Source organism: Pseudoalteromonas sp. S2893 (assembly GCF_005887105.1).
GTDB lineage: Bacteria > Pseudomonadota > Gammaproteobacteria > Enterobacterales > Alteromonadaceae > Pseudoalteromonas > Pseudoalteromonas atlantica.
Map to the genome: position 1 here is coordinate 1 of NZ_PNCY01000042.1, position 19,645 is coordinate 19,645.

General features: G+C 41.8%; 13 protein-coding genes. 8 read left to right on the top strand and 5 right to left on the bottom strand.

All coding sequences use genetic code 11. The annotated features are described in order from the left end of the window. Nucleotides 1-3,672 (bottom strand): beta strand repeat-containing protein (locus CWC04_RS16640; RefSeq protein WP_171038592.1); only part of this gene is annotated, 3,672 nt, incomplete at its 3' end. A 224-nt stretch (nucleotides 3,673-3,896) separates the two neighbouring features. Here CWC04_RS16640 and CWC04_RS16645 point away from each other — a divergent pair. From CWC04_RS16645 to CWC04_RS16660, 4 genes are read left to right on the top strand one after another with little or no spacing between them, the layout of a single operon-like run. Beyond that, nucleotides 3,897-5,870: a TolC family outer membrane protein gene (locus tag CWC04_RS16645; protein ID WP_096041340.1), complete on the top strand. Its 1,974-nt coding sequence runs from the start codon at nucleotides 3,897-3,899 to the stop codon at nucleotides 5,868-5,870. A gap of 53 nt (nucleotides 5,871-5,923) precedes the next feature. Continuing rightward, nucleotides 5,924-8,062: a type I secretion system permease/ATPase gene (locus tag CWC04_RS16650; protein WP_024033056.1), complete on the top strand. Its 2,139-nt coding sequence runs from the start codon at nucleotides 5,924-5,926 to the stop codon at nucleotides 8,060-8,062. Continuing rightward, entirely contained in the window at nucleotides 8,059-9,480 is a 1,422-nt protein-coding gene (locus CWC04_RS16655; protein WP_055252885.1) for an HlyD family type I secretion periplasmic adaptor subunit, read from the top strand. Before CWC04_RS16650 ends, CWC04_RS16655 begins: the two co-directional genes overlap by 4 nt. 23 nt (nucleotides 9,481-9,503) lie before the next feature. After that, nucleotides 9,504-10,091 carry a LuxR C-terminal-related transcriptional regulator gene (locus CWC04_RS16660; RefSeq protein WP_024033058.1) on the top strand — a complete coding sequence of 196 codons (588 nt, stop codon included), beginning with the start codon at nucleotides 9,504-9,506 and terminating at the stop codon, nucleotides 10,089-10,091. 134 nt (nucleotides 10,092-10,225) lie between these two features. Here the strand turns inward: CWC04_RS16660 and CWC04_RS16665 are convergent, their stop codons facing one another. From CWC04_RS16665 to CWC04_RS16675, 3 genes are all read right to left on the bottom strand, one after another. Next, a complete protein-coding gene (locus CWC04_RS16665) occupies nucleotides 10,226-12,184 on the bottom strand; it encodes a bifunctional diguanylate cyclase/phosphodiesterase (protein WP_138685941.1) in 1,959 nt (652 codons plus the stop codon). Further along, nucleotides 12,184-12,891, bottom strand: coding sequence for a transglutaminase-like cysteine peptidase (locus CWC04_RS16670; protein ID WP_126007890.1), 708 nt, complete (start codon nucleotides 12,889-12,891; stop codon nucleotides 12,184-12,186). Before CWC04_RS16670 ends, CWC04_RS16665 begins: the two co-directional genes overlap by 1 nt. Nucleotides 12,892-13,252: 361 nt before the next feature. After that, on the bottom strand, nucleotides 13,253-13,708 hold the full coding sequence (locus tag CWC04_RS16675; RefSeq protein ID WP_029774509.1) for an LPP20 family lipoprotein: 456 nt from the start codon (nucleotides 13,706-13,708) through the stop codon (nucleotides 13,253-13,255). A gap of 129 nt (nucleotides 13,709-13,837) precedes the next feature. Between CWC04_RS16675 and CWC04_RS16680 the strand changes: the two genes are divergently transcribed. Beyond that, nucleotides 13,838-15,031 carry a flagellar assembly protein FlgT gene (locus tag CWC04_RS16680; RefSeq protein ID WP_138685942.1) on the top strand — a complete coding sequence of 398 codons (1,194 nt, stop codon included), beginning with the start codon at nucleotides 13,838-13,840 and terminating at the stop codon, nucleotides 15,029-15,031. Here CWC04_RS16680 and CWC04_RS16685 read toward each other — a convergent pair. After that, nucleotides 15,028-15,918, bottom strand: coding sequence for a LysR substrate-binding domain-containing protein (locus CWC04_RS16685; protein WP_029774511.1), 891 nt, complete (start codon nucleotides 15,916-15,918; stop codon nucleotides 15,028-15,030). The genes CWC04_RS16680 and CWC04_RS16685 overlap by 4 nt on opposite strands. 109 nt (nucleotides 15,919-16,027) lie before the next feature. On the opposite strand from CWC04_RS16685, the gene CWC04_RS16690 reads away from it, so the two are divergent. The 3 genes from CWC04_RS16690 (at nucleotide 16,028) to CWC04_RS16700 (ending at nucleotide 19,538) form a co-directional block, all read left to right on the top strand. Next, on the top strand, nucleotides 16,028-16,756 hold the full coding sequence (locus CWC04_RS16690; RefSeq protein WP_138685943.1) for a glutathione peroxidase: 729 nt from the start codon (nucleotides 16,028-16,030) through the stop codon (nucleotides 16,754-16,756). Between the two features lie 82 nt (nucleotides 16,757-16,838). Beyond that, nucleotides 16,839-18,287 (top strand): dihydrolipoyl dehydrogenase, encoded by a 1,449-nt coding sequence (locus tag CWC04_RS16695; RefSeq protein ID WP_138685944.1) that lies wholly within the window; start codon nucleotides 16,839-16,841, stop codon nucleotides 18,285-18,287. Between the two features lie 318 nt (nucleotides 18,288-18,605). After that, the gene (locus tag CWC04_RS16700) at nucleotides 18,606-19,538 is read left to right on the top strand and encodes a DHH family phosphoesterase (protein WP_138685945.1); all 933 of its coding nucleotides are present in this window, start codon (nucleotides 18,606-18,608) and stop codon (nucleotides 19,536-19,538) included. Nucleotides 19,539-19,645 lie beyond the last annotated feature (107 nt).

The following is a 19,645-nucleotide window of genomic DNA, read 5'->3' on the forward strand; positions in this document are numbered from 1 at the left end:
TACTGTAGGCGCTGCGGTATCAACCTCACCTGTGGTGGTTGCTGTGGTTTCATTACCTGCGTTATCGGTTACCGATACCTCAACGGTAAATTCACCTTCACTTAGCTCATTCGGTACATCCACACTAAAGGTGCCATCGGCTTGCACTTCGGTAGTAATGGTTTGCAGATTACCCGCTTCATCCGTCACGGTGATCGTAACAACTGTGCCCTCAGGCTCACCCGTTGCAGACCCTGAAATAGTGGGTGTGGTGTCGTTTGTATCACCCACCGGATCTATTATTACTGTAGGCGCTGCGGTATCTATAACGCCTGTAGTTGTGGCTGAGGCTTCATTTCCAGCTGCATCAGTGGCTGTGGCCGTTATTGTAAACTCCCCCTCAGCAATTGCAGTCGTTGCACCTACTTGCCAAGAACCATCTTCTGCAACAACTGCCGTTAAGGTTTGCGAATCACCATTAGAGTCTGTTACTAATACAGTGATCAAGCTACCTGGCTCTACATCAGTTGTGGTACCACTAAATACAGGTGTTGAATCGTTAGAGTCAGTAAAGTCATTTACACTAATAGTTGGAGCGGTTAAATCTATAGTGCCAGTTTGTGAGTCTTGCGCGCTATTACCAGCACTATCACTTACATTTGCCACCACACTAAACTCACCCTCAGCTAATGCTTGTGGGACATCTATACTCCATGTGCCATCACCATTTATAGCAGTGACAAATTGCTGCTCAGCGCCAGCATTATCAGTCACAATCACTGTAACCACACTACCTGCAGCTAAACCTTGAGTAGAGCCGCTTATAGTAGGCGTTGTATCGTTTGTATCACCAATATTATCTATAGTTACGCTAGGTGCGGTTAAATCTATGGTGCCAGTAACCGTCGCTGTACTGCTATTACCTGCTTCGTCACTTACACTTGCAGTAACTGTAAAGTCACCTTCGCTAAGCTCATTAAGTATATCGGCGCTATAGCTTCCATCGGCATTAGTAACCGCTGTAATAGTTTGTTGATTACCGTCACTATCGGTTATTAATAAGGTAACCTCAGTACCTTGGGGTACATCTACTACGCTACCTGTCACACTCGGTGTTGTATCGTTTGTATCTGTAATTGGGTTAATAGTAATCGCAGGATCAGTTAAATCTATTTCCCCTACTTCAGTAGCAGAGGCAGTATTGCCAGCAGCATCGGTTACTGTTGCAACCACCGTAAATTGACCCTCTACCAACTCATCGGTTGCTTCGATTGACCACGAACCATCAGCATTTGTGGTTACTTGCACAGTTTCTGTTGCGCCATCGCTACCTGTAAAGGTAACAGTAACAACCGCACCTGCGTCAACATCTTGCGTAGTACCACTAATTGTTGGAGTGGTATCATTAGTATCAATAATAAAATTAATACTTACGGTTAAATCTACATTACCGACCGTACTTGCTTGTGCCTCATTACCCACATCGTCTATAACGGCTGCAACTACGGTAAAATCCCCTTCAGGCAGAGGCTCTGTAACTTGAGCGCTCCAAGAACCATCTTCTTGCGTGACCGCTAAAAGATTAAAAGTACTGCCATCACTTGCGGTAATCGTTAGAGTTATAGTGGTACCAGCAGGCACGTTACCGGTATTACCACTTAAAAGTGGCGTGGTATCGTTTGTATCTGCAATAGAGTCAATTTGAATAGAAATAGGGGCAAATGTAACTTCACCACTTGTTTGCGCGGATGCTTCGTTACCCGCCGGGTCACTCACTGTCGCGGTAACACTAAACTCTCCGCCAGGAATAGCGTTGGGCGATTCAACACTCCACGTGCCATCAGCCTCAAGTGTCGTTGTTAAGGTTTGTATATTACCGTCGCTATCGGTTACTAAAACAGTAATTACAGAGCCCTCTGGTGCGCCTTCAACACGGCCAACAAAAGTAGGCGTAGTGTCATTAGTGTCTGCAATGGCCGTAACCGTTATCTCAGGGCTAGTTAAATCAACTAACCCTTGCTCTACAGCTTGTGCTTCATTACCTGCAGTGTCGGTCACAGTTGCATTAACTTCAAACTCACCTTGTGCTAAAGGTGTAGAAACACTTACAGACCAGCTGCCATCATCATCTGTTTGCGTTAACAGCGTTTGAACTTGCCCATTAATATCGGTAATAACCACGGTAATTACCGAGCCTGCTGGCACATCTTGCGCAGAGCCAGTAATAATTGGGGTTGTATCTTGCGTATCGGCAATCGCATTAATTTCTACAATTGGCGCCGTTAAGTCAATAACTCCAGCATCACTTGCAAGTGCTTGGTTGCCTACGCTATCACTCACCTGCGCATCAACAGTAAAATCACCTTCTGGTAGTGCCACACCTACATCAACAGCCCAACTACCATCTTCACCGGTAATGGCAGTTAAAAGCTGCACTTCGCCTGCACTGTCGGTTACTGTGATTGTTACTTCAGTACCTTGTGGCACACCGGTTGTAGTACCGGTTAATGGCGGCGTAGCATTATTTGTTTCACCCGCTACTGTAACTGTAATTTCTGGAGCGGTTAAATCAATACTCGCAACAGCTTGGTCAATTGCTTGGTTACCAGCGGCATCAACTGCTACTGCGTTAACATTAAACTCCCCTTCTGCTAAAGGCGATGTAGTGGTAATACTCCAATTACCTTGTGCATCAACTTGTGTAACAATTGTTTGTTGTGTGCCTGTGCTATCGGTAAGAGTTACAGAGACGTTGTCGCCAGTATTCAAACCCGCTACCGAACCCGTAACCGTTACTGTTTGAGATGCAGAGTCTGCAACAGGGTCAATATTAATTACTGGCGCTGTGGTATCTATTTCAATAGAAATAGCATCGTTAAACGCATTACCATCTGGGTCGGTGGCTTCTACAACTACGCTCACGGGGCCATCGGCTATCGGGTTAGGCAATGTAATTTCAAACGTGCCATCTGGGCCAATAACCGCGCTTACTACTTGAGAGTTACCATTTTCATCTGTCACAGTAATATTTACTGTTTCACCCACTAAGTTTTCACTTGTACCACTAATTGTTGGCTGAGATGAATTAGTTAAACCTACTTCATTTAATGATATAGACGCAGTGCCATCATCAGGAACTACCCCATCAGAGGTATCGCGAATATTTAGCGCCTCTGTAGAATCAGGATCAAAGCTTGAATCAAATGCAACGCTATTAGGGTTAACCCCCTCCGCAATACGTGTAAGCTGAACAAATGAGCTTCCTCCACCAGAGCCCGCACCACCAGCACCACCGGCGGCCGTTGCTTCTAAATTATCTAAAATATCACCATCGCCCTCTAAGGCATCTAAAAAGTCAGTAACATCAGAATTAGCCGCCGTTTGGCCATCGTTATTATCAGTTTGTTCTAAGCTTGCAATGGCCGCATCTAGACTTTCGTCAAACACGGTGGTTTCGCTGCTATCGCGGGTTTCTTGTGCTAATAAATCAGGGGTGATCTTTACGTTTTGATTAGCAGGAATCGACAGTGTTTCTCCTTGCACATCAATTGTTAGCGATGAATTATCGGCGGTAACCACTAAATCGCCCACAGTAATAGTATCGCCCACTTCAAGTGGCTTAATTGTGCCATCTTCTAAAACAACACCAGCAGACCCTTTTAAGTCTATTACTAATAATTGATTAGATTCCATTTTACTTACCTCAAACATAAGAATTAAAAACTATTAATTAAAATGTAGAACAGCAAAACGCATTAGATACTGTACTCAAGTACAGTTTTTAAAAAAACATTAAAAATAAAAAAGTGGTAGATAATAAATTTTATGCTAGCCAAAACGATTATTTGCGAAAAATGCATTTATTGACTAAACCATATGGTAGGTATTGATAGCCCAAGTAACCCTAAGAGGAAGAAATGATTACAAAAAATACTTTACTAAAGCAAAAAGGAAAGCTGCTTATAGGTTTAACGCTAAGTGCGCTTGGCGCAACTAACGTGGTAAAAGCCGATGACAGCTCTGTGGCACCGCTTACATACGTCACCAGTAAAGCAATTGAAAATAATCCAGAGGTACAACAAGCATGGCATACATTTAAATCCTCAATTTATGGCGTAGATGCAGCCCGCTCAGGCTACTTACCTAGCGTTGATGTATCTGCCAGCGCAGGTTATGAGCGCCGAAACTACGGTATAGAAGACGAATACAACCGCAACACTGCAGAGCTTAGTGTTACTCAAATGCTTTACGACGGGTTTAGAACATCTAACACCGTTGAAAGGTTTGAGCGTATTCAGCTCATTCGGTATTTTGAATTACTCTCACAAACAGAGCAAACTGCATTAGATGCATCTATTGCATTTTTAGATGTGCAAAAATTTAAAGAACTTGTGACACTCGCTGAAGAAAACCTCCAAGAACACGAGTCTGTATACCAACAAATTGAACAAAGTGTAGGAGCCGGTGTTGCCCGAGCAGCAGATCTAGAGCAAATTAGCGGGCGCTTATCGCTAGCGCAATCTAATGTGCTAACCGAGTACGCTAACCTGCACGATGTAACCGCGCGTTATTTAAGAGTTGTTGGCGAGCTACCCGTTAATGATATAAAACAAGCCAAATTAGATGAGCAAAACGTGCCCATTTCTATTAACCAAGCGCTTGATATAGCCTATAAAAACAGCCCTGCTTTTTACGCATCGCTTTATAATATAGAGGCGCAAGAAGCCAATGCTCAGGCACAAAAGGCAGCGTTTCATCCAAACGTAGACTTATCTGCCCGTTACGGCACACAAGACAGAGACGAGCTAGGTTTAAACGAAACAAGAACCGAAGCACGGGTAGGTATAGACATAACCTATAACCTGTACAACGGGGGCCTAGATAGCGCCAACCTTGAACAAGCATACCAAGATGTAAATATTGCCAAGTATCAACGCGATCAAGCTTGTGTTGATATTCGTCAAAGCCTACAAATTGCCTATCATAATGTGAACAATATAGAGCAAAAGCTACCCACGCTTGAAAGCTATAAAAACTCGTCAAACAGAGTAAAAATAGCCTACCGAGACCAATTTGATATTGGCCAACGCACCTTGCTTGATGTACTTGACGCTGAAAACGAAGCGTTTCAATCTAACCGCTCGTACATTGTTGCTCAATACGATAGACAAACAGCCATTTTAACTATGCTTAACGAAATGGGTAAACTATTGCCAGCTCTAAATGTCATGTCTGACAAGTACCCAACATTAACAGAGTTAACAGATGACCCAATCGTGCATAACGCACAAAATATATGCCCAAGTTACGATGTAGCTGCCACCTTTAAGCGCAAAGCTTTTTTACAAAAAAAAGCCAAGCAAGATAACGCCTACATGAGCGTTACAGCTATGCCTAGGTATTTAGAAATGCCACCAGAAACCCCTAGCGCATCGAGTTTTGCAGATGACGATAACGACGGCGTACCTAACGAGCAAGACACCTGCCCAAGCACCCCAGCGGGAACAAATGTAGACCTGTCTGGGTGTACTTTGTATGACCAAGCGACCGACTCAGTTGAAATAGGCATTCCCTTTTCAGCCGACTCAAGCCAAGTGCGCCCAGAGTACTTGCAAGAGGTAGAAAAGCTCGCGGAGTTTTTAAAAAATAACCCTGACAAAAAGGTAGAGATCCAAGGTCACGCCTCATTAGATGGCGATAGAAAATACAACCGCAAACTTTCAGAGCAACGCGCCTTTGCCGTAGCACAATTACTTATTGAGCAATTTGGTATAGCGCCTAATCGTGTTCAATCATTTGGTTATGGTATTGATCAGCCACGCGTTAATGAAATTTCGGTACGTGCTAATGCGGCAAACCGCCGTATTGAGGCGGTTATTACCGATAGTTAAGAGGTGCTTAAAACAAATAAATTTAAAATGTTTTACATAACATTGGATGGTATATGGAATTAAATGATGTACTTGATCATGGCGGCGCACTGGTAGATTGCCTTGCAGTATTGTGCCGCTTTCATGATAAAGATTTTTCAAGGGAGGCCTTATTAAATGGCCTCCCACTAACAGATGGAAACTTAACGCCTTCAGGATTTGCACGTGCTGCAAAACGTGTGGGCTTTAAATCAAAAGTTGTAAATAAGCCTCTTAATCAAATTAATACTGCTTTATTACCCGCCATTATTATTTTAAATAATAACCAAGCGTGCGTGGTAACCGCTATTGATAACCAAAAACAAACAGCGCAAGTTACTTACCCCGAGCTAACCGAGTCTGTTGTAGAAGAAGATCTAGAACAGTTAATTGAAAAATCAACAGGTTTAATTATTTATGCTCATCCAGAGTTTATGTTTGATGAGCGCTCCCCAGTGCTTGAAAAGCTCTCTAAAGACGGCTGGTTTTGGGGCGTAATAAAAGAATGCCGCGCACTTTACAAAGACGTCATAATCTCCGCCATTGCATTAGGCGTTTTGTCTGTTGCCATGCCTTTATTTGTAATGAATGTATATGACCGCGTAGTTCCTAACCATGCAACAGAAACCCTCTGGGTTTTAGCCATCGGTATTTTAATAGCGCTGACCGCCGACTTTGTACTGCGCTTAGTACGCAGCTACTTTGTAGAGCTTGCGGCAAGTCGTATAGATGTAAAAGTGTCTGCGGTTATTATGGAGCGCGTACTTGGTATGAAGCTTAAAAATAGACCCTCATCAGCGGGGTCATTTGCGAGTAACATACAATCGTTTGAAGCCGTACGTAACTTTTTTAGTTCAATAACCTTGGTTGCGCTGGTTGATTTACCCTTTGTTGCTATATACCTAATTGTTATTGCAATAATAGGTGTACCGCTAAGCCTACCCATTATCGCAGGTGCCCTAATACTTTTAAGTTATGGCATAGCAGCCCACAGAAAACTTGAAGCGCTGTCAGAGCAAACCATGAAAGCAAGCTCAATGCGCAACTCCATACTTGTAGAAAGCTTAACCAACATTGAAGATGTAAAAAGTTTTCACAGCGAATGCAAAACCCAATCAACATGGGAAAAATCAACTATTTATATTGCTCAGGTTAATGCGCAAAGTCGCTTAATCTCAAGCTCAATCTCTAATAGCGCAGCGTGGATACAACAATGTGTTGGCGTGATCATTATGATCATCGGTGTTCATTTAGTTATTGAAGGCGAGCTCACGCAAGGGGGATTAATAGCCGCTTACTTACTTTCATCACGTGCAATGGGGCCGCTTGGGCAATGCGCCGCCGTACTTGCGCAATATCATCATGCTGCTATTGCTATGCAATCGCTTAACGAAATAATGGAGAAAGACGTTGAGCGCCCGCCAAATAAACATTGGTTAAGCCACCCCGTATTAAACGGCGAAATAGAATTTAAAGACGTATGCTTTAAGTATGAAGACGACGCGGCCGATGCGCTTAGTAATATTAGCTTTAAAATAAAAGCGGGCGAAAAAGTGGCTATTTTGGGGCGCAATGGTTCGGGTAAAAGCACCCTCGAAAAACTTATTTTAGGCCTTTACGACCCAACCGCAGGCTCCGTAATGGTCGATAACAACAATATACAACAAATAGACCCCGCAGAACTTCGTCATAACATAGGGTACGTACCACAAAATATAGCGTTGTTTTTTGGTAGTTTAAAAGACAACCTCACTATTAGCGCATGGCATGCTAAAGATGAGCAAATAATTAGCGCATGCGAAAAAAGTCAGTTATTCGAGTTAATCAACTCTCACCCCGATGGGTTTGACCTACAAGTTGGTGAGCAAGGTCGCCTGCTATCTGGCGGCCAAAAACAAGCAATTGGTATAGCGCGCGCACTAATAAACGACCCCCCTATTATGCTGTTAGATGAGCCTACCTCATCGCTTGATCACAATAGTGAAAATAAAATTATTCAAAATTTAAAAACCGCCACCCAAGACAAAACCTTAATCGTAGTTACTCACCGCTCGTCTTTACTTTCGTTGGTTGATCGCATTATCGTGCTCGATAACGGAAAAATAGTTGCCGATGGGCCTAAACAAAAAGTAATTGCCGCACTGAATAACCAAACAGTGGAGCAAGCATCATGAGTGACAATAAAAAGCCACTAGAGCAGCGCTCTTTTGAATCGGTAAGTAAAGCAATAGAAGCACGTAAAAAAGGTAAGCCTTCAATCTTTAATCGCTTATTTAAAGGCTGGCTTTCGCCTCCTGAATCACAAGATTGGGTAGTCGATGCGCAGTGGGAAAAAATGCAGCAAGAGCCTGCCAGCGCACGTTTTTTGTTATACCTCATTTGCATCGCATTTATTTTGCTTACAATTTGGGCAGGCTTTGCGCCACTCGATGAGGTAGCCCGTGGTGAAGGACGCGTTATCCCATCAAATAAATTACAGTTAGTGCAATCTTACGATGGCGGTATGGTAGAAAAAATAAACATTCGAGAAGGGCAAATTGTTGAAGAAGGTGACGTATTAATAAAAATCGATCCTACTCGGTTTATTTCAAGCTTTAGAGAAAACCAATCTAAAGTGCAATCACTCACTGCAAAAGTAGCCAGGTTACAAGCCCTTACCAGAAAAGAAGATCTCGTTTTTCCTGATGAGCTTGTTAAGCAAGTACCCGAGGCGGTCGCTCATGAGCGCTCAATATATTTAAGTAATCGCCAAGAATTAGAGCAGCAAGTGGCTATTCATAAACGCCAGCTAGAGCAACGCAGACAAGATCACATTGAAGCAAAAGCCGCTTTGCAACAACACACTAGCGCTCTAAGGCTAAGTAATCGTGAGCTGCAAGTAACACGCCCACTGTTAAGAACCGGTGCTGTATCTGATATAGACATCATTAGGTTAGAGCGTGAAATAGTTGATTTAAACGGCGAAATAAACCGCACTAAAGCCGTTATTAACCGCAGTTTATCGGCTATCAACGAAGCTAAAAACAAAGTAACAGAAGTGGAACTTGCGATGATCAACCGCTGGAACAACGAGCTTTCGGAGGCATTGCTGCGTTTAGAGTCGATAAAAGAGACCGAATCAGGACTTGCCGACAAAGTGGCCCAAACTGAGATAAAATCACCGGTTAAAGGCACGGTACAACGTTTATTGGTTAATACCGTAGGCGGCATTTTACAACCCGGCAGTGACGTTTTAGAAATAGTCCCTTTAGACGATCAACTTATTGTTGAGGCAAAAATACCGCCGAAAGATATTGCCTTTTTACGGCCAGGACAGCCCGCCATGATTAAATTTAGCGCCTATGATTTTGCGGTATACGGCGGACTAGAAGCCGAGGTACTGCATATAAGTGCAGATACAATTACCGACGACAGAGAAAATACTTTTTATTTAGTGCAATTAAAAACCACTAAAAATAACTTTTCAGAAGAGTTGACTATAATTCCAGGAATGACCACACAAGTGGATATTATTACTGGTAAAAAAACCGTCTTGGAATATTTACTTAAACCCGTACTCAGAGCTACATCGCAAGCAATGACAGAACGCTAAACTGAATTTATTGGAGTAAATTAATGCGTCAAAGTATATTTATTACACAACCCGAACTTGAATCGAGCCACTGGCGAAGTGCGTTTGCAGGTTGTGTAATATGCACCAAAGAACCAAAACAAATTAATGCATCAAGTATTATATGGGTTCTGGCGGGCACTTCGGGATGGCTTGAACTGGTAAAAAAATATGCCCAAAAACGCTTGCCAGTTATTGTAATGACCACAAATCTAGAAATAGAGGAACTTAGAGCAGCCCTGCAAGCGGGCGCAAGAGGCTATGTAGAAGCACTTGCATCTAAAGTAATATTACAACAGGTACTTGAGACTATTTGCTCAGGCGGCCTGTGGTTACCTGGGCAGCTACTATCTAATATTGTTGGGGCACTAAGTCAGCAGCAAATAAATTACACCCAAGCGTGCGATATTCAAAGTTTAACTAAACGCGAACGCCAAGTTGTTGATATAGTTATAACAGGGGCAACCAATAAACAAGCCGCTGAGTCACTTAATATTACAGAGCGGACAATTAAAGAGCACATGAGCTCAATTTTCACTAAGTTAAAAGTGCGCGACCGTATACAACTTATGTTAGCCGTTAAAGGTAACTAGCTTAAGCTGGAAAAATAAAACCTTCGCCAGTTATAGTTAAAATTAATAAACAACGGCTTATAGGTTAAATACTGAATTGCATTTACCTATTCGCCGCCATTATTAAACCACTCCCCTTTAATTAAAGAGTCGCTTTAAGACTCTTTAATAACTCCATCAAAGCCAAGATTAACCAGTGTATCTATATCGTCTTGGCTTGTTGCGCCCTGCGCGACCACTTTAATACCAATAGAATGTGCTAATGTGCAAACACCGCGTAAGAAGGTTTGATTGTCTTGGCTGTAACTAATGTTATGCGCGTAAATGCTGTCTATTTTAAGCATTTCTAAGCCAAATTCTTGAATGTTATTAATCTTAGTAAATTCAGGCCCCACACGTTTAAGTGCCACTTTAGCGCCCATACAACGCACCTGCTCACAAAATTCCTTAAATATATCCTTTTCGTTTACGACAATGTTTTCGCGTATATCAAAACATATATTTTTTGCCAAATCAGGAAAGGCTGACACATAGGTTAATACCGAGGCAAGCGCGGTATCATCCATTAATGTTTGCGCCGAAAGCTCTACAGCAATCAATTCATTTGGCGGCGCTTCACCGTACTGTTTAACAATTTGCTTGATTAAACTCCAATCCAAACGCGCTAATAGGTTTAAGCGATTAGCCCATTGATAGTAGTAGCTGGATTTATAATGTTGGCCGCCAAATTCTAAACTTAAACTAAGCTGATGCTGCAACAAGGTGTCGTTAAAACCCATAACCTCTAAACAATTTAACTGTATAGTTTTTTGCTCAAGTGCATCCTCAATAGCCTTTTGCCAGCCAGTTGAGTCATCAAAAATTTCACTCTTTTGTTTATTATCAATGACTTTTGCTTGCACCCCAGGTTTGTTACCTGCTGTTTTTAATAAACCATCTACACGGCGTAATAAATCAAATCGGGTGTCGTTTTTCTCTATGTAGGTACAACTGTGTACAATGGCCAAATCAATATTTTTGTATTCATCAACAATCGATTTATGTAGTGCGGTTATTTGCTCGCTAAGCGCCTGAATATCATCAGTATCGCTAAACAAAACGGTAAAGTCGGTATGTGATATACGCGCAATATAGTTTTCTGAAAAGTGCGCCTGATTCGACTCTAAAAACTGTGTTAACACCTGAGAAAAACGGCGCAAAAAGTTAACCATTTCTACACGGCTAATCGATTCACTTATTTTATCTAAATTAACCACCCTAAATAAAAACAAAGCACCATGGGCATGATCTTTCACTTTTTGTAAATGAGCCTCTAATGTGGCACTAAAATACTCTCGATTGGCAAGCCCTGTTAGCTCATCGTGCTGGGCTTTAAAACGCAACTCCTCTAAGCGTTTATTATCTTCTTTTATAATGCGACTAAACCGTGTCGATAATAAATTCATCGACTGCACAAGGCGTGCAAACTCAAAGGTTTTTGGCACTTTTGATTTAATAAAACGCTTATCGCCAAAGGCGTTAGCTTGGTACACCACATCATCAAGTGGCGTTAAAATTCTACGTAATAAATACGCACTTATGGCACAGGCCAAAAAGGCCACCACTAAAAAGCTAAAAAACAGTTTGAGGGCGCTTTCCCACAACGCTTGCTCAGCATATTGACTGTGGCTTTCAACAAATAAGGTGCCAAATTGCTGCCAACCGTTGTTAACCTGCCCTACACCTGGCTGTACATTAAGCCCATATACCACTCTAAACCAAGCTGGTGCGGTATTTTCTAACGTGTCGGTAAATACGCGCTTTACAATAACCTCACCATTTGGGTCTTGCAGTTCTATGCGTTTGTAGTGGCCGGTATCAAAAGTGGCCGACACTAACAGCTCAAGCTCTACAGGGTCTTTTTCAAGCTGACTAATCATCAACGCCAAAGAGCTAGCATTATCAACATTTTTTAAATACAGCTGCGTAGAAAAATAGTCTCTAGCAGAGTTAGTACTTATTAACACGCTACTTATAAAGCCAACAAAAATCACCACCAGCAAGGTGATCCACAGCTCTTGCCTAAGAGTGATTTTTCTTTTTTTGAAAAACTTAAATAAGGAAAATGACGCCATTACCACATAACCCCTTCTTGTGATGTCTGCTCCAAAATTTTACGCCAACGCGATAGCCTTGCTGTCGGGCTGGCTACACTTTTGGTCGAGTTATTTGCCCATAAACCTTGGCTGTTAAAACTAAATACCGGGCTTAAATCAACGCGTTTTGCTGCAGGTAACACTTTTGTTATTAAACTATCTAAAATAAGCGGCTGAGCATTAGGCGTAGCAAAGTAGCCTAATACCATGTGTGCTTGTGTTTTGTTTGTACCAGCAAGCTTAGCTTTTACATATATAAGCCTAAGCTTGTCGTCGCTTACGCCTAAGGCGCGTAAGCTAATGTATTTTGCAATGGCATAATCTTCACAATCACCTAAACCACGGCCAAGGGTTTCTAATGGCGTAGCCCAATAGTCGTTTTGCTTCCAAAGCTGTATATCGGTTTGGTATCGAAGATTGCGTGCAAAAAAGTCGTTAACAATTAAAATTTGTTGTTGTTCTGGTTTATTTTGGGTGCGCACCAACATAGTTTGCCAATTACGCGCCACAGTGACTCGCGCAGGGCCATACTTTTGCCCCATTAATTCTATAAAGGTATTAAATTGAATAGTTAAACGGCTCGCAAACACGCCGCTTGAAAGTAAAAAAAATAGCAGTAAATAGCGCAAATTGCTTTTGCACCAAAAAAATAGCTTACTTGAGGAAAGAGTGGGCCTAAGTGTCATTCACAGCCCAAAAAAAGAAAAATTAAAAACATATACTAAACGCTACACTACTTGTTCAAATATTATTCGTAACAACAGCATAGCACTCAATATAAAAGGATGAGATATTTTGTATGTGTTTTTTTACTAGATTTAAATTTTAACTCGGTCATTTCAACATTGCTTAATACATTAACTAACGTATTGAACCATCGTTGTATTTAAAGCTGATTTATCAAACCCTAGATTTACAGAAAAACGCTCCCGTAAATAGCAAAGTTATGTATTGCTGTACGAATATATTCGACGCGTTTAACACTAAAACCAGCTGCTAAAATAGCAGCTTAATATAGCTTTACTATTTAAAGTACTGGCCAGTTACTTAGTAGTAGGTCACTTTTTTAACTTCACGCGGCTTAATTTCACCTATGTATAAGTCGTGCACGCGCTTCATATTTAGCTCAAGCTCGGTAACGTATACATCGTCAACTGAGTAAGTTTTAATAATTTGCGCACCTTTAATTATGCCCTGCACTTTACTTTCCATGTAATCGTTTTGAGCAATAGCACCTGCTACAGACGTGCCCGCTGTAATTTTTTGTCCATAAACTTGCTCTGTCAGTTCACGGTACGCCTCAAGCTTAGAGGCCTTAATTGCCATTAATTGCTTTTGTGATTTATTAGCCCCTTGCTGCAAGCTAATAGGAGCATAACCAACCGCTTTAAGTATGGGATAATTATTTGGCTCTACATATTTGTACTCAACATGTTTATCAAACACGTTGCTGCAACCGGCAAGGCTAAGGCTTGCTAAAGTAAGTAATATAATTGCACGCATTTATTTGCACCCTTTAAACTAATTGCGCAAATAAATGCAGGTTTAATGCCATTTGTTATAAAGTCCTCATATTGGTGCAGTCCTTGCTTAGCTAAAGCGTAATTAACTAATTTTATGTGGAGTACCAGTATGAACACGTTTTTATCATCACTATTTGCAGGTGTTACTAGCGCTGCATTATTAACGTTTTCTGCCAGTACTTACGCACAATGGTTTGAATCTACCGGCCATGCACAAATACAAAATGGCGACATAAGCAGTGCTAAATCGGCCGCGATTAAAGATGCAATTACACAAGCATTAGTGTTTTCTGGCGCCCGGGTTAGCTCTGTACAAACCTTGGTAGATGGCGTGCTAACGCAAGATCAGCTAAAAATTAGTAGCCACGGCGAAATACAAAAAATAGAGCTGGTGAGCGAGCAACGCCAAAATCAACAATTTGCCATTACGCTTAGGCTTGATGTATTTGCCCAAACAGAGCAATGCCCACAAAGTAGCTTTAATAAATTTGTTGCTGTAACCCAAAGCCAGCTTGTTCATCGTGAACATGCCTTAATGGGTCAAATATTTGACGTAAATAAAACCATTAGTAAAAAGTTATTTAGCGCTTTGCAAAGCACAAAAATGAGCGCCCTGCCCGTTGCTTACTACAATAAAGCAATTAATGTAGACAATTACTTTAATCAGCAGCACGACTACTCAAATGCACAACTAGAAGAGCTTTCAGCCAGAAGCAACGCGCAATATGTTTTATTAAGCCAAATAACCAATTTAGCGCCAAGCGATAAACTCAACAACGACTACGCCTTTTGGCAAGACGAAACCTACCAGCGCAGCTACGCTATTGAGTTTATGTTGTTTGATGGCACCACGTATGAACAATTATGGCAAAACAGCTATCATACCCAAGCTGTATGGCCATTTGAAAAAACAGCTATTGTTGATGTAAATAGTGATAGGTTTTGGCAATCACCTTTTGGGCAAAGTATTAGCGATATAAATCAAACGGTCAGTTACGATATACAAGCGGCTATGGCGTGTTTTCCTACTAAAGGAAAAATAATGCACATGGAAAACAATAAATTGGTGATAAACCTAGGCAAAGATCATGGCCTTAAAAAAGGCCAGCTATTAAGCATTGCGCACCATAACTACTTAACCGATGCACAAGGCAATACTATGCCGCATACCATTACCACGCTTAACACCATTGTGGTTGAGCAACTTTATAAACAAAGCGCCATTGCTGTAAGCCTTAAAGATAAGCCTTTGCCTGGGGTACAAATAAACGATGTGGTAGAGGTTGCAAGCCAAGAACGCTAAATAAGCGCCCGTTTTAAATTTGGGTGCTCTGCCAACCACTGGGCTAATTGCTCAACGCCCGCCAAACGCGGGTAGTGTTTTCTGCAAGCAAATACCACATTACGTTGCTGATTAGGAAAAATAGCTAAATAATCAATCCCTACACGCTGTGTACACGCAAGCTTGGGCACAAATGTCACCCCGTCATCTATCGCCACCAACGCCAATAAAGTTTCTAAACTATTGCCCTGATATTGGTTTGATACATCCACTCCCGCAGCAAAACAAAACTTTTGGGCTTGATCTTTAAAGCAATGGCCATCACTTAACATTAATAGGCTACAACTTTGTAAATCGCTTAGCGCTACTTTTTTACGGTTAGATAACGGGTTATCGGTTGAAACAGCAACCATAAAGTCTTCTTTGTACACGTTAACCGTATGGTAGTTTTTAAGCTCGGGAACATCGGCCAAAATTGCAAAGTCGAGCTCGCCGTTATCAAGCGCCTCTAGCATAGTCGCTGTTTGCATTTCTATAAACGAAAAGTGGCTCTCGCTAAAGGCCGCTTTCATAGAGGTCAGTAAAGCGCTGAGTAAGTACGGCGCAATAGTAGGAATAATACCAATTCTTAGCTTACCTTGTAGCGGCCCGTTTGAAGTAGCCGCCAGCTCTTTTAAGATTTCTGTTTGCTCTAAAATAACGTTTATTTGTGTCAACAAACGTTCACCTTGCGCTGTTAATGTAACTTGCTTAGTTGAGCGGTCAAATAAAACAACATTAAGCTCTTGCTCAAGCTTTTTTACTTGCCCACTTAGTGTAGGCTGGCTAACAAAACAGGCATCGGCCGCTTTGCGAAAATGCTTGTGGTGCGCTATTGCTTTTACATACTCTAAATCTTTTAAGTTCAAATTCATCTCCACCTGATAGGCTATACCTATTAGTTTAATACAAACAAACGATTGGAACTATATTTAAATTCTCGCCATAATGGCTCCAACAAATCAAGAGGAACAAACTATGTTAAAGAATATTGAAGGTCAAACAATCCCAAACGTTACATTTGCAACACGTCAAAACGACGAATGGAAATCAGTAACCACAGACGAAATTTTTACAGGCAGAACCGTTGTTGTGTTTTCACTACCGGGCGCATTTACACCAACCTGTTCATCAACTCACTTACCACGCTACAACGAGTTAGCCGGTGTACTTAAGCAAAATGGCGTTGATGAAATTGTATGTGTATCAGTAAACGATACATTTGTAATGAACGCATGGGCAGAGCATCAAGAAGCGCAAAACATCACATTATTACCTGATGGCAACGGCGAATTTACTGACGGCATGGGCATGTTAGTAGATAAAAACGATTTAGGCTTTGGTAAGCGCAGCTGGAGATACTCTATGCTAGTTAAAGATGGCGTTATCGACAAAATGTTCATCGAACCAGATTTACCAGGCGACCCGTTTGAAGTTTCTGATGCAGACACAATGCTTGACTACATCAACCCAAAACAAACTAAACCAGAGCCAGTAACCGTATTTTCTAAGCCTGGTTGCCCTTTCTGTAAAAAGGCAAAAGAGCTACTAACAGAAAAAGGCTACGCATTTGAAGAAGTTGTTATGGGTGCAGGCGCTACATTAACAAGCCTTAAAGCAATTTCTGGCCGTGACACTGTTCCACAAATATTTATTGGTGGACAACACATTGGCGGCTCAGACGATTTAGAAAAATACTTTGCTTAATTAAGTAAAAAAATAGCAGGGGCTTACGCGCCCCTCTATATCAATCTCATCGCCCAGATTGAAAATAATAAAGGATACCACTATGAAAGAATTACAAACCGATGTTGTTGTTATAGGTGCAGGTACTGCAGGCTTAAGCGCATACCGTAACGCAAAACAATTCACCCCTAACGTTTTAATGATTGAATCAGGCCCATACGGTACTACCTGTGCACGCGTTGGTTGTATGCCAAGTAAATTACTTATTGCCGCAGCCGAAGCCGCGCATTCAATTGAAATGGCACCTGCATTTGGTGTACATAGCTCAAAGCCACGAATAGACGGCAAAGCAGTTATGGCACGTGTTAAAAGCGAACGAGATCGCTTTGCAGGATTCGTAGTAGAAGCCGTAGACGACATTCCTGATGAAGATAAAATTCGTGGCTACGCCAAGTTTTTAGACGCCAACCGCGTACAAATTGACGATGACATCATTATAACTGCTAAACGTTTTGTTATTGCCACCGGTTCGCGCCCATCATACCCAGGCGTGTTTAATAACTTTGGCGACAAACTTATTATAAACGACGATGTATTTAACTGGGACGACCTACCAGAGTCATTGGCTGTATTTGGCCCAGGCGTAATAGGCCTAGAAATTGGCCAAGCACTTAGCCGCTTAGGCGTAAACGTAAAATTATTTGGTGTTGGCGGCGCAATTGGCCCACTTACCGACCCAGTAATTAAAGACTATGCAAACACTGTTTTTGCTGAAGAATTTTTTGTAGATACCGACTCAAACGTATCTGACATGATGCAAGTTGGCGATAAAGCTCAGCTTACTTACACCGATAAAGACGGTGCTAAACACACCGAGCAATTTGACTACGTACTTGCAGCCACAGGCCGAGTACCCAACGTAGACAAGCTAGGTTTAGAGAATACCGGCATAGAGCTTGATGAGCGCGGTGTGCCACACGCCGACCCGCACACAATGCAATGTGGTAACTCAAATATATTTATAGCGGGCGATGCCAGCAATATGATCCCCCTGCTACACGAAGCATCTGATCAAGGCACCATTGCCGGTCAAAATGCTGGGCGCTTCCCCGATGTACGCATTGGCCTTCGCCGCGCAAAAATTGCCGCAGTGTTTAGCGACCCGCAAATAGCAATGGTAGGCGACAGCTATAAACAAATTACAGACCGCCTAGGTGAATGTGGTTGCTTTGAAGTAGGCGAAGTGAGCTTTGAAAACCAAGGCCGCAGCCGAGTAATGCTTAAAAATAAAGGCCACATGCGCGTTTACGCAGAGCAAGGCACAGGCTTATTTTTAGGTGCAGAATTTATTGGCCCACAAGCCGAACACCTTGCTCATTTATTAGCATGGGCTGTGCAAAACAAAATGACCGTACCAGAAATGCTGGATATGCCATTTTACCACCCAGTAATTGAAGAAGGTTTACGCACGGCCCTTCGCGATTTAAATGCCAGACTTAAATTTGGCCCAGATATTATTAACAGCTGTATGGAATGCGGACCAGGCGCTTAACTTTTATACAGTAATAAAACAAATACATACTTGCTAACAAAAAGCCAAAACAGTCGTTTTGGCTTTTTTATGCGCTTTTTTAACGCTAATACCCATTGTGTTAAATTATGATGTATTTATAGCAACAGATAAACAGAGTACATACAAAGGCATAATTTTCGATAGGCATTTGTTCTACTTAAAAATTTATAACGCCGTTTACGCTTTATTTAGCACGTTTGAATGACTAAATTTTTAATTCGATTGCTATAACCTCTCAAAAATTATTTTAGCTGTTACACTTATTTGATTACTCAATCACAACAAGATGGAAAAGCTATGCCCAATAATAAATTTAGACTAGTCACCCGCAGCGATTTCGACGGCTTAGTATGTGCCGTACTGCTCAAAGACTTAGACCTAATTGATGACATTTTATTTGTACACCCAAAAGACATGCAAGATGGCAAAATAGACATAACTGCAAACGACATTACCACTAACCTACCCTACGTTGCTGGCTGTCACATTGCATTTGACCATCACTTAAGCGAAACCGTACGTAACGCAAGCGATATTAAAAACCACATAATTGACCCTAAAGCCCCTTCTGCTGCACGCGTTGTTTATGATTATTATGGCGGCGCAGAAAAATTTCCAAACATCAGCACAGACATGATGGAAGCGGTAGATAAAGGCGATGCTGCGCAGTTCTCAAAAGACGAAATACTCAACCCAACAGACTGGGTATTAATGAACTTTATCATGGATGCACGCACAGGCCTTGGCCGCTTCCGCGAGTTTAAAATTTCAAACTACCAATTAATGATGAAGCTAATTGATGCCTGTAAAGACCAAAGCATTGAAGACATTTTAAAAATGGAAGACGTAGCCGAACGCGTTGCGCTTTATAACGAGCATAACGAAAAGGCCAAAGAGCAAATAGCACAATGCGCAACCGTGCATAAAAACCTCGTGGTGCTAGATTTAACTCAAGAAGAAACTATTTACGCCACCAACCGCTTTGTTATTTACGCCATGTACCCCGACAGCAATATATCAATTCACAAAATGTGGGGCCTTAAAAAACAAAACGTAGTATTTGCCATTGGTAAATCAATCACCAACCGCAGCTCAAACACCAATGTGGGCGAGTTATGCCTTAAATACGGCGGTGGCGGCCACTTAAACGCCGGCACCTGCCAAGTAGAAACCAGCAAAGCTGAAGCAGTGCTTGGTGAGCTGATTGATACGATTACGAGTGATGGTTGAGCTGTAAGCTGTAAGCTGTAAGCTGTAAGCTGTCAGCTGTCAGCTGTCAGCTGTCAAAATTTTAAAGCGAGTAGATTTATATTTACTCGCTTTTTTGTTTTTAGTTA